Here is an 11,672-nt window from a genome sequence, read left to right on the forward strand (position 1 = left end):
TCCTGGAAACCCGCTGTTTCCCTCTGTTTAAGTGACAAAAGTGCAAAGTCCGGGCATAGATGGGCCACGCCCGCAGCATCTGTCGGGCCGGAGATCTGGATGATGAAGATTGCTGTTGCCGGGCTGGGCTATGTCGGGCTTTCCAACGCGGTATTGCTGGCGCGCCATCATCAGGTGACAGCGGTGGATGTCACGCAGGCACGGGTCGATATGGTGAACGAGGGGCGCTCGCCCATCGTTGACCCCGATATTGAGGCGTTTTTGCAAAGCGGCAGCCTGCAGCTGAGCGCGACCACAGATGCGGCCGCCGCCTATCGGGACGCCGAATTCGTCATCGTCGCCACGCCCACCAATTACGACACCGCCAGCAACTACTTTGACACCTCCAGCGTTGAGGCGGTGATTGCCGCGGTGATCGCCGTCAACGCCCATGCGGTGATCGTGGTGAAATCAACCATCCCGGTGGGATTTGTCGAGCGCATGCGCCGCGAGTTCCAGACCGATCAGGTGATCTTCAGCCCCGAGTTCCTGCGCGAGGGCCGGGCGCTTTACGACAACCTCCATCCCTCGCGGATCATCGTCGGCGAACGCTCGGACCGGGCGCGCCGTTTTGCCGATCTGCTGATCGAGGGGGCCGAGGAAAAGGACGTCCCCACGCTTTTCACCGACCCCTCTGAGGCCGAGGCGATCAAGCTTTTCGCCAATACATTCCTTGCCATGCGGGTGGCCTTTTTCAACGAGTTGGACAGCTATTCGCTGTCGCGCGACATGGACAGCCGCCAGATCATTGAAGGCGTCTGCCTCGACCCGCGTATCGGCTCGCATTACAACAATCCGTCCTTTGGCTATGGCGGCTATTGCCTGCCGAAAGACACCAAGCAGCTGCTGGCGAATTACTCTGAGGTGCCGCAGAACCTGATCGCCGCGATTGTCGATGCGAACCGCACCCGCAAGGATTTCCTGGCGGAACAGATCATCGCCCGCCGCCCCGCCGTTGTGGGCGTTTATCGTCTGGTGATGAAGGCGGGCTCTGACAATTTCCGCCAAAGCTCGATCCAGGGCATCATGAAGCGGATCAAGGCCAAGGGGATCCGCGTCATCGTCTATGAACCGGCGCTTTCCGAGGATGAATTCTTCGGCTCGGCGGTGCTGCGCGATCTGCAGGCGTTTAAGTCTGAGGCGGATATGATCCTTGCCAATCGCCGCAGCCCCGAGCTGGAGGATGTGGCTGACAAGCTTTTCACCCGCGATCTGTTCGGCGCTGACTGAACGCGCTGCCTGAACGCACTGACTGGGCAGGGGGGCTTCGCACGGGGGTTTAATGACGGGGCCTGATGTGGGGGGCGGTGCAGCAGGCGGGCAGATTAAAGCCCCGGCACGGCCTTGCGAATGCCGCGATTTTTGTCTGGTATGTGGTTTTGAAAGGCCTGGGGGGATGGCCCCGGGCATTGGGCCGGTGGTGGCCCCGGATGCCCCCAAAAGGGGGGTTGCGATGAGGTTTGCGTATGGCTGAGCCAGTTCAGAAGATCACCCCGGTCCTGCTTTGCGGCGGCTCTGGCACCCGGCTCTGGCCCTTGTCGCGCAAAAGCTATCCCAAGCAATTTGCGCTGGAAATTGACGGCCAGACGCTGTTCCAGGCCTCGGCGCTGCGGTTGTCGGGCCAGGGCGAGGGGCTGACATTCGCCCGCCCGCTGGTGGTGACGGGCAGCGATTTCCGTTTCATCGTGACCGAGCAGCTTTTGGCGATTGGCGCAGACCCCGGCCCGATCCTGATCGAACCTGCGGCCCGCAATACCGCGCCTGCGGTGCTGGCGGCGGCGCTTTACCTGCATCAGGCGGACCCGGATTCCGTGGCGCTGGTCGCGCCCTCGGATCACGCGATCCCCGACAGCGCGGCCTTTCGCGCGGCGGTGGCACGCGGTCTGCCAGAGATTGCCGCCGGGCAGATCGTGACCTTTGGCATCACCCCCGACCGGGCCGAGACCGGCTATGGCTGGCTGGAACTGGCAGCCCCCACCAAAGACGGGGCCCCCGTCCGGCTGGGCCGCTTTGTCGAAAAACCCGATGCGACCCGCGCCGCGCAGATGCTGGCGGCGGGGCATTTCCTGTGGAATGCCGGGATTTTCCTCTTCCGCACCGCCGATCTGATCCGCGCCTATGAGGAATTCGCGCCGCAAATGACCGAAGCCGTGCGCCAGGCGCTGGCTGCCGGGCAGACCGATCTGGGCTTTCTGCGCCTGGACCCAGGCGCCTGGAGTGGGATCGAGGATGTCTCGATTGACTATGCGGTGATGGAAAAAGCGCCCAATCTTTCGGTCGTGCCCTTCTCGGCGGGCTGGTCGGATCTGGGCGGCTGGGATGCGGTCTGGCGTGAAGGCGGGCCGGATGCCTCGGGCAATGTGCTGGGCGGGGGGGCGACGGCGATCGACTGCGAGGATACGCTTTTACGATCCGAGTCTGAGGGGGTCGCGCTGGTCGGCATCGGGCTGAAGGGCCTGATCGCGGTGGCGATGCCCGATGCGGTTCTGGTGGCCGCCGCTGATCGTGCGCAGGATGTGAAACTGGCGGTCACCGCGCTAAAGGCGCGTGGCGCCCGCCAGGCTGAAACGCTGCCCCGCGATTACCGCCCCTGGGGCTGGTATGAAAGCCTGGCGATTGGCGAGCGGTTCCAGGTCAAGCGCATCCATGTCCATCCCGGCGCGGCGCTGTCGCTGCAATCGCATTTCCACCGCTCTGAACATTGGATCGTGGTCGAGGGCACCGCCCGCGTCACCGTCGATGATCGCGTGCAGCTGGTGACGGAAAACCAGTCGGTCTATATTCCGCTGGGCTCAAAACACCGGATGGAGAACCCCGGCAAGGTGCCGATGGTGCTGATCGAGGTGCAGACCGGGTCTTACCTCGGCGAGGATGACATCATCCGCTATGAGGATGTCTATGCCCGTGGCCAGGGGGCCAAAGGCTAGATCCGCCCCGGTTGCTGTAATCTGTTGCCTGGTTAAGACCCCGAAACAGCATCACTTACCGCGCCGGAGGCCCTTTATGCGTGTTGCCCTCGTTCATTTCTGGCTGGTCGGCATGCGTGGCGGCGAAAAGGTGCTTGAGGCGCTGTGCCGCCTTTACCCCGATGCGGTGATCATCACCCATGTCGCGGATCGCACTAAGCTATCGCCGCTGATCCTGAGCCATGAGATCCGCGAGACCTTTATCGCAAAGCTGCCCGGCGCAAAAAAGCATTACCAGAAATACCTGCCCCTGATGCCACGTGCGCTGGAACAGCTGGATATGTCGGAATTCGATCTGATCATCTCCAGTGAATCCGGCCCCGCCAAGGGGATCATTCCCCGGCCGGACGCGCTACATCTGTGCTATTGCCATTCACCCATGCGCTATATCTGGGATCAGTATCACACTTACCGCGCGCGGGCCGGGCGTCTGTCGCGGCTGATGATGCCCTTGATCTCGCCCCGGCTGCGGCTCTGGGATGTGGTCAGCGCGGCGCGGGTGGATCAGTTCATCGCCAATTCCAGCTTTGTCGCGCAGCGGATCCAGACCTATTACCGCCGCGAGGCCGAAGTGATCGCGCCCCCTGTCGCGGTGGATGAATTCCGTCCCGCGCCGCCCGATCAGATCGGCGATCACTATCTGATGGCGGGCGAGCTGGTCAGCTATAAGCGCCCCGATCTTGCGGTGGCGGCCTTTGCGAAATCGGGGCGCAGGCTCAGGATCGTCGGTGACGGGGCCGAGCGCCGGGCGTTGGAGAAGATCGCCACCCCGAATATCGAGTTCACCGGGCGACTGCCTTTCGCGCAGCTGAAGGAAGAATTCGCCCGTTGCCGGGCGCTGATTTTCCCCGGCGAAGAGGATTTCGGGATCATCCCGGTTGAGGTCATGGCCTCGGGCCGTCCGGTGGTGGCCTATGGGCGCGGCGGCGTGCTGGATTCGGTGATACCGGGGGAAACCGGGGTGTTCTTCGATCGCCAGACCCCTGATGCCCTGGAAGAGGCAATCGCGCAGCTGGAAAGCGGGCTTTTGCAAAGGCTGGATCCGGGCGTGCTGCAATCCCACGCGGGCCAGTTCAGCGAGGCCGCTTTCACGCTGCAGATCCGGCAGGCAATCGCCGATGCCATGCAGCGGTTTTCAAAGCCGGGCACCCGCGTCAGGAATATGGGGGCGGAACACGCGCAAAAATCGGCAGATTCCCTGGTCTGAAAGGCCGTGTCAGGCCGTCAGCGCCTTCTTCATGATGCAGGCCACCTCGTCATAGGTCGCGCCACGGGGCGCCGTTTTTCGCCAGATCAGCGACACCTCTCTGAGGGGGGCCTGCGCCGCCAGCGGCAGGGCCTTTACCAGCTTTTCCCGCAGCACCTCAGAGCGCACATAAAGCTGCGGCAAAAGCGAGATGCCCATGCCAATCGCCACCATCTGGCGCAAAGTGTCCAGGGTGGTGCGTTCATAATCAGTGGCCAGATGCGCGCCCGCAGCGGTGCAAAAACGGATGATCTGGTCTTGCAGCTGCGGGCCGAAATCCATCGCCAGAATGGTCTCGCCTGCAAGGTCGGCGGGCTGGATCTGCGCCTGCCCTGCCAGCCGGTGATCGACGGGCAGGACGACCATCAGCGGCTCTGATATCAGAGGGTGGCATTCCAGATCGGGGCGGTCCACGGCTTCGGGCAGCAAGATCACATCATGGGCGCCGTCAATCAGCTGGCGCACCAGCACATCGCTGCGCTCTTCACGCACCCGCAGCCTGGTCTGGGGGAAGGCCCTGCGCAGATCCGGCATCGCCACCGCCAGCGCATAGGCCCCAACCGTATGCACCACGCCGATCTGCAACAGCGCGGGCGGGGCCATAGGGTCGTTGCGCCTTGCGATCTCGCGGATGTCCTCAAGACTGTCGAGCATGGCGCGGGCCCGCCTGGCCACCTCCTGGCCGGTGGGTGTCAGCGAAACCCTTGCCCGGGTGCGTTCCACAAGGCGGGCGCCCAGCCGGGCCTCAAGCTCTTTGAGCTGAATGCTGAGCGTGGGCTGTGCCACCCGACAGGCCTCAGCCGCCTGGCTGAAATTCAGCGTATCGGCCAGGGCCACCAGATAGCGCAGCTGTTGCAGGCTGGGCATGAGACCTCTTATTTATAACAGCTATAACAAGCTATATCATTATCTATTTCCATCCGGAAACCGATTTCGCTAGATCCTGTGTCAGCTCTGAACCCCGCAAAGCGCAGAGGCTGCGAACCGATATGCCATCAGACCATTCCGCGCCGGGCGCATCCCGGGTTTGGGGCTATGCGGCAGCCCTGATCTCGCTGGGCCTTGCCATAGCTGTCGCCATGCAGGCGCAGGCTGTGCTGGGCGGAGAGGTTTTGCTGGCCAGCTGGGCCTGGGCGCCCTCGCTGGGGATTTCGCTGGGCTTTATGCTGGACGGGCTTTCGCTGATTTTCGCGCTGCTGATCACCGGGATCGGGGCGCTGATCTTTCTTTATGCCACCGGCTATATGGGCGATCATCCGCAGTTCGGGCGGTTTGTGCTGTTTCTGTTTCTCTTCATGCTGTCGATGCTGGGCCTGGTGCTGGCCCGCGATCTGATCACCCTCTTCGTGTTCTGGGAGCTGACCTCGGTCACCTCCTACCTGCTGATCGGCTTCAACAACGATCAGCCAAAGGCGCGGCGCAATGCGTTGCAGGCCCTGCTGGTGACGGGGGGCGGCGGGCTTGCGCTTTTGGCCGGGTTTATTCTGATCGGCATGGCGGCGGGCAGCCATGATCTGGCGCAGATCCTTGCCTCCGGGGGCTTGCAGGACCACCCGCTTTACCTGCCGATCCTTGGGCTGGTTTTGCTGGGGGCCTTTACCAAATCGGCGCAGTTTCCGTTCCATTTCTGGCTGCCAAATGCGATGGCCGCGCCGACCCCGGTCTCGGCCTATCTGCATTCGGCAACCATGGTGAAGGCGGGCGTCTATCTGCTGGCGCGGCTGCATCCGACGCTGGGCGATACCGCCGCCTGGAGCGGCACGCTGACCGCGGCGGGCCTGCTGACGGCGGTGATGGCCTCGGTATTCGCGCTGCGCCAAAGCGATCTGAAACAGGCGCTGGCCTATACGACGCTGATGGCTCTGGGCACGATCACGCTGTTTCTGGCGGGCGGATCACCCTATGCGCTGACGGCCGCGATCACCTTTCTGATCGTGCATTCGCTTTATAAGGCGGCGCTTTTCATGGTGGTCGGTGCCATAGATCACGCCACCGGCACGCGTGAGGTGGCGCATTTAGGCGGTCTGCGCCGGGCCATGCCGCTGACTGCGCTGGCGGCTGCGCTGGCGGCGGCCTCAATGGCGGGGCTGCCGCCGATGCTCGGCTGGATCGGCAAAGAGCTGCTTTATGCCGGGGCGGGCACGCTGCCTGTGCCGGGCCTGGTGACAGCGGGGGTTCTGCTGGCCAATGCGCTGATGTTTGCGGTGGCGGGGATCGTGGCGCTGCGCCCCTTCTGGGGCCAGCCCATCGCGCCGCCGCACCCCCCGCATGAGGTGGGCTGGCAGATGCTGGCGGGCCCTTTGCTGCTGGGTGTCCTGGGGCTTGGCTGCGGCCTTGCTGCAGGGCTTTTGCAGCCCTTTGTGAGCGTGGCGGTCACGATCAGCCTGGACCAGCCTCATGCCGCCGATCTGCATCTTTGGGCCGGGCTGAACCTGCCCTTCGCCCTTAGCCTTGCCACCTTCGCGCTAGGCACGCTGATCTGTCTGGCCCGCGATACGCTGCGCCGTGCCATAGCGGCGGGTCTTGCCCGCCTGCCGGGCTTTGATCCCGGCTGGGATCGGTTTCTGGACGGGTTCCGGGCCTTTGCGCTCTGGCAGTCGCGGCTGATCCAGACCGGGCGGCTGAGCCATTATCTGACCGCGACCTTCGTCACCCTTGCGCTGACGCTGGGGGTGACCCTGATCCTGAAGCGCCCTGTCATTGCGATCGCGCTTTCGGCCTCGCCCCTTTTGTGGCTGATCGCGGGCTTTACGCTGGCGGGGGCGGTGCTGGCGCTGGTGCCTGGCTCCCGCATTGCCAATATCGCCGGGATCGGCACGGTCGGGATCGGGGTTGCGCTGATCTTCATCCTGTTTGGGGCGCCGGATGTCGCCACCACGCAGCTGATGGTCGAGACCCTTTCGGCGGTGCTGTTCGGGATCGCCATGCTGCGCCTGCCTGGCATCATCGAGCGCCGCTCGCCCCGCAAACAGCTGCTGCATGCGGGGATCGCGCTGGCGGTTGGCCTGTGTGTTACGCTGACCATCCTGGCCATCGTCTCGCATCCGCTTGACCGCCATATCACCCGCTTTTTCGAGGAAGGCTCTTACGCGCAGGCGCATGGGCTGAACATCGTCAATGTGATCCTCGTGGATTTCCGCGCCTTTGACACCTTTGGCGAGCTGACGGTGGTGCTGCTGGCCGCGATCGGGGCCTATGCGCTGCTGAAACGCAAAGCGGCAGGGGGGCGCGAATGAACTCGCTTATTCTCAGCACCGGGGCCCGGTTTCTGGTCGCGCTTTTCCTGGTCTTTTCGGTCTATGTGCTGCTGCGCGGCCATAATGCGCCGGGCGGCGGCTTTATCGGCGGGCTGATCGCGGCCTGTGGCTTTGCCATCCATGCCTTTGCCAGTGGCGTGGCCGAGGCGCGGCGTGCCCTGCGGGTTGATCCGCGCAGCATTGGCACCTGGGGGCTGATCTGCGCGCTGATCGCAGGGCTGATGGCGGGGCCTTTGGGGGCGGCCCCGTTTCAGGGCATCTGGGCAGAGATCGCAGGTTACAAAATCTCAAGCGTGCTGCTGTTCGATATCGGCGTCTATCTGGCCGTGATCGGCGGTGTCCTGACGCTGATCTTCGCGCTGGAGGATCTGGGGGAGGAGGTCGGCTGATGGAAACCGTGCTCGCGCTTTTGTCGGGTCTGCTGACGGCTGCGGCGGTCTGGCTGATGCTGTCAGGCAATCTTTTGCGCTTTCTGTTCGGGCTTTTGCTGCTGTCAAACGCGGTCAATCTGGCGATCTTTGCCGCGGGCCGCCTGACCGGGGCCGCGCCCCCCCTGCTGGGGCCGGGCGGGGCTCTGCCCGGGCATGAGATGGCGAATGCCTTGCCCCAGGCGCTGCTTTTGACCGCGATTGTCATCGGCTTTGGCCTTTTCGCTTTCGCGCTGGCGCTGACCATCCGTGCCTGGCGCAGCTTTGGCCATCTGGAGGTTGACCGGATGCGGCTGGCAGAACCGGATGAGGGCGAAAAATGAGCTGGATCCTTGCGCTGCCGATCCTTGCGCCCTTTCTCACGGCGGCGCTGGCCTTTCTTTTGCGCAACCGGCGCGGCTCTGGCTGGGTGTCGGTGCTGGGCGCGGCCCTCTCGCTGGTGTTGGCGGTGCGGCTGTTGCTGGCGGTGCTGGAGCATGGCGTGATCGCCGGGCAGATGAGCGCATGGCCCGCGCCTTTCGGCATTACGCTGGTGGCCGATTACCTCAGCGCGGCCATGGTGCTGATCACCGCGATCATCAGCCTTGCGGTTGCCATCTGGGCCATGGCCGAGATCGGCCAGACCTCAACCCGGCTGGGCTGGCACGGGCTGTTCCAGACCCTGATCGGCGGCGTGAGCGGGGCCTTCCTGACCGGAGACCTCTTCAACCTTTACGTCTGGTTTGAGGTGCTGCTGATTTCATCCTTCGGCCTTCTGGTGATCGGCGGGCGCAGGCAGGCGATTGATGGCGCGGTGAAATATGTCACGCTGAACCTGATCTCGACGGTGCTGTTTCTTTGCGCGGCGGGGCTGACCTATGGCGCAACGGGCACGCTGAACATGGCCGATCTGCACCGGGCTGTCGCCGCGCATCCCGACCCCGGGCTGATGACGGTCATTGCGGTGATGTTCATGCTGGCCTTCGGGCTGAAGGCTGCGGTCTTTCCGCTGTTCTTCTGGCTGCCCGCCTCATATCACACGCCGCATTTCGCGGTCTCGGCGGTTTTTGCCGGGCTTTTGACCAAGGTGGGCGTCTATGCGCTGATCCGCAGCTTCACGCTGATTTTCACCCATGACCAGGGCTATACGCATCAGATCCTGCTTTGGACCGCCTGTCTGACCATGCTGAGCGGGGTGCTGGGGGCGGCGGCGCAAAGCGATTTTCGCAAGATCCTCTCGTTCCATATCGTCAGCCAGATCGGCTATATGGTGCTGGGTCTGGCGCTGATGTCGCCGCTGGCGCTGATGGGGGGCGTGTTTTACCTGCTGCACCATATCATCGTGAAGGCGAACCTTTTCCTGATTGCGGGGGTCTCGCGCCGCCTGACGGGCAGCTCTGATCTTTACGCGATTGGCGGGCTTTACAGATCCGCGCCGCTGCTGGCGGTTTTGTTCCTGATCCCGGCCTTTTCGCTGGCGGGTTTTCCGCCGCTGTCGGGGTTCTGGGCCAAATATGTGCTGGTCAGGGCCTCGCTGGATGCGGGCATGGGGCTGGTTGCCTTTGTCGCGCTTCTGACCGGGCTTCTGACGATTTACTCGATGACCAAAATCTGGGCCGAGGCCTTCTGGAAACCCCATCCCAATGGCTCCTGGCCCAGGCTTTCCGATATCCCCGCCCGCCCGCGCTGGCTGATGCTGGCGCCGATCATCGTGCTGGCGGCGATGACGGTGCTGATCGGCATTTTCCCGCAGCCCTTCATCAGCTTTGCCACGATTGGCGCCGGGCAGTTGCTGGATCCCGCCGCCTATATCGAGACGGTGTTGCGGGGGCGCGCATCATGACCCTTCTGGCGATGAACCTGCTGCTGGCTCTTGGATATGCCGCGCTTTGGGGCAGCTTTGCGCCGCTGGATCTGGCGGGCGGTTTCGTCATTGGCTTTGTCGCGCTGTGGTTCGGGCGCAGACTGGCCCCGGGCCGCGGCCAGGAAGGCCCTGCGCATGACCGCTACGGCCCGCGCTATTTCCGCGTTTTGCCGCAGGTGCTGATCCTGTTTGTCTATTTCCTGAAAGAGCTGGTAAAATCCTGCCTGATGGTGGCGCGTGACTGTATCGCCCGCCGCCCCCGTCTGCATCCGGCAATCGTGACCTTCCCGATCGGTCCGAAAAGCGATCTTGAGATCTTTGTGCTGGCCAATCTGATCACCCTGACCCCGGGCACGCTGACGCTGGATGTGGCGAAAGACAAAAGCCATCTGCTGATCCACTCGATCTATGCGGCGGATGCGGATGCGGTGATCGCCGATCTGCGCAGCGGAATGGAGCATCGCGTCAGAGAGGTATTCCGCTGATGACACCCACAGACTTCCTGGCGATTTGCCTGAACACCGGCCTTGGCCTGATCGCGCTTTCGATTGCCCTTGGCTTTGTGCGGCTTTGGCGCGGGCCAGAGCTGGCCGACCGGGTGGTGGCGCTGGATATGATGACCTCGGCGATCATCGGCTTTTGCGGGCTGTTCGCGGTCAGGGCGCAGGTTGAGGGCTATCTCGATATCGCGGTGGCCCTGGCATTGGTCAGTTTTGTCTCGGTCGTGGCGCTGGCGCGATATGCCGGACGGCTTGCCCGCAGGAGCGATCAGAATGATTGAGGTCATAACTGGCATTCTTGCCCTGCTGGCGGGGGGATTTGCGCTGATTGCGGCGCTTGGCGTGCTGCGCTTCCCCGATGTGCTGACGCGGATGCATGCTTCGTCGAAGGTTGGCTCATTCGCCGGGGCGCTGGCGCTTTTGGCGGCGGCGGTCGATATCGGAACACTCAGCGCGGCCACCAGGGCGGGCTTTGCGATCCTGTTCATCTTTCTGACCGCGCCCATCGGGGCGCATCTGCTGGGGCGGGCGGCGCTTTGGCGCAGGCTGACAGGGCGCAGGTAACCCGGCCCCGGCGCGAAAGCGGCATGGACCCGATCATTGCATCCCCTGAGACCAAAGCGTCTGGCTCATCACCAGGGCTGCGCTCTGGCCTGTCGTTTCACCATGCGCGGATCGGATTATGGCTTATGGTTTCCGGGTGTGACCCTATATAAGCGCGGCATATCCAGCAGGGGGGAAATGCGGTGAGATTGTTTTACAGCACAAGTTCACCATTCGCACGTATGGTGCGGATTGCTCTGATCGAGAAGGCGGTGCCCTCGGTCGAGCCGGTCCTGGTCAATCCCTGGCAGGATGCACCGGATCTGATCCGTGCCAATCCCAGCTGCCGGGTTCCGGCGCTTGTGCTTGATGATGGCACCGCGCTGAGCGAAAGCCAGATGATTATCGCCTGGATGGATCGTGAGTATCCGCAGCCGCCGCTTTACAATACTGCGGCGCTGGCGCTGGCGGGGATCGCGGTTGGCGCGATTGAGGCTGCCGCTGCCATCATCATCGGGCGGCGGGCGACCGATGCCGGTTTTGACACCTCTGCGGTCGGGCTGCGCCGTCGCCGTTCGATTGTCACCGCCCTTGATACGCTTGAGGCGCAGGCAGCGGCGCTGGAGCGCCCTGATCCCGATCTGGCCGTGATTGCCACGGTGACCCTGGTGGATTACCTGCATTTCCGTTTTGGTGGCGCGGAATGGATGCCGCAGATCGCGCGGCTTGATGCGTTGTCGCAGCGGCTCCGGGCGCGTCCGTCCTTTGCCGAAACGATGCCGACCGAGATGCCGGCCCAACCCTGACCCGTGCCGCTCTGGTCGTGCAACCCTGGCCCATGCAGCAGCGC

General features: G+C 63.5%; 12 protein-coding genes. 11 read left to right on the forward strand and 1 reads right to left on the reverse strand.

The window, feature by feature from the left end; all coding sequences use genetic code 11:
* The first annotated feature begins 102 nt into the window (after nt 1-102).
* The 3 genes from HOY34_RS12750 (at nt 103) to HOY34_RS12760 (ending at nt 4,212) form a co-directional block, all read left to right on the forward strand.
* Nucleotides 103-1,269 carry a nucleotide sugar dehydrogenase gene (locus HOY34_RS12750; protein WP_172363541.1) on the forward strand — a complete coding sequence of 389 codons (1,167 nt, stop codon included), beginning with the start codon at nt 103-105 and terminating at the stop codon, nt 1,267-1,269.
* Nucleotides 1,270-1,505: 236 nt separating this feature from the next.
* The gene (locus tag HOY34_RS12755) at nt 1,506-2,966 is read left to right on the forward strand and encodes a mannose-1-phosphate guanylyltransferase/mannose-6-phosphate isomerase (protein ID WP_172363442.1); all 1,461 of its coding nucleotides are present in this window, start codon (nt 1,506-1,508) and stop codon (nt 2,964-2,966) included.
* Between the two features lie 76 nt (nt 2,967-3,042).
* Nucleotides 3,043-4,212, forward strand: a complete 1,170-nt coding sequence (locus HOY34_RS12760; protein ID WP_172363444.1) for a glycosyltransferase — start codon at nt 3,043-3,045, stop codon at nt 4,210-4,212.
* 9 nt (nt 4,213-4,221) lie between these two features.
* On the opposite strand, the gene HOY34_RS12765 is transcribed toward HOY34_RS12760, so the two are convergent.
* On the reverse strand, nt 4,222-5,118 hold the full coding sequence (locus HOY34_RS12765; protein WP_172363446.1) for a LysR substrate-binding domain-containing protein: 897 nt from the start codon (nt 5,116-5,118) through the stop codon (nt 4,222-4,224).
* 122 nt (nt 5,119-5,240) lie between these two features.
* Here HOY34_RS12765 and mbhE point away from each other — a divergent pair, with 122 nt between their 5' ends.
* The 8 genes from mbhE (at nt 5,241) to HOY34_RS12805 (ending at nt 11,628) form a co-directional block, all read left to right on the forward strand.
* Nucleotides 5,241-7,487: a hydrogen gas-evolving membrane-bound hydrogenase subunit E gene (gene mbhE, locus HOY34_RS12770; RefSeq protein ID WP_172363448.1), complete on the forward strand. Its 2,247-nt coding sequence runs from the start codon at nt 5,241-5,243 to the stop codon at nt 7,485-7,487.
* A complete protein-coding gene (locus HOY34_RS12775; RefSeq protein WP_172363450.1) occupies nt 7,484-7,897 on the forward strand; it encodes a Na+/H+ antiporter subunit B in 414 nt (137 codons plus the stop codon). Before mbhE ends, HOY34_RS12775 begins: the two co-directional genes overlap by 4 nt.
* Nucleotides 7,897-8,259, forward strand: coding sequence for a Na+/H+ antiporter subunit C (locus tag HOY34_RS12780; RefSeq protein ID WP_172363452.1), 363 nt, complete (start codon nt 7,897-7,899; stop codon nt 8,257-8,259). Before HOY34_RS12775 ends, HOY34_RS12780 begins: the two co-directional genes overlap by 1 nt.
* On the forward strand, nt 8,256-9,758 hold the full coding sequence (locus tag HOY34_RS12785) for a Na+/H+ antiporter subunit D (RefSeq protein WP_172363454.1): 1,503 nt from the start codon (nt 8,256-8,258) through the stop codon (nt 9,756-9,758). The genes HOY34_RS12780 and HOY34_RS12785 overlap by 4 nt, the downstream gene beginning before the upstream one ends.
* Nucleotides 9,755-10,264, forward strand: coding sequence for a Na+/H+ antiporter subunit E (locus tag HOY34_RS12790; RefSeq protein ID WP_172363456.1), 510 nt, complete (start codon nt 9,755-9,757; stop codon nt 10,262-10,264). The genes HOY34_RS12785 and HOY34_RS12790 overlap by 4 nt, the downstream gene beginning before the upstream one ends.
* Entirely contained in the window at nt 10,264-10,560 is a 297-nt protein-coding gene (locus tag HOY34_RS12795) for an MrpF/PhaF family protein (RefSeq protein ID WP_172363458.1), read from the forward strand. The genes HOY34_RS12790 and HOY34_RS12795 overlap by 1 nt, the downstream gene beginning before the upstream one ends.
* Nucleotides 10,553-10,843: a monovalent cation/H(+) antiporter subunit G gene (mnhG, locus tag HOY34_RS12800; RefSeq protein WP_172363460.1), complete on the forward strand. Its 291-nt coding sequence runs from the start codon at nt 10,553-10,555 to the stop codon at nt 10,841-10,843. The genes HOY34_RS12795 and mnhG overlap by 8 nt, the downstream gene beginning before the upstream one ends.
* Nucleotides 10,844-11,025: 182 nt before the next feature.
* Nucleotides 11,026-11,628, forward strand: coding sequence for a glutathione S-transferase family protein (locus HOY34_RS12805; protein WP_172363462.1), 603 nt, complete (start codon nt 11,026-11,028; stop codon nt 11,626-11,628).
* Nucleotides 11,629-11,672: the final 44 nt, after the last annotated feature.

Source organism: Pseudogemmobacter hezensis (assembly GCF_013155295.1).
GTDB classification, from domain to species: Bacteria; Pseudomonadota; Alphaproteobacteria; order Rhodobacterales; family Rhodobacteraceae; genus Pseudogemmobacter; species Pseudogemmobacter hezensis.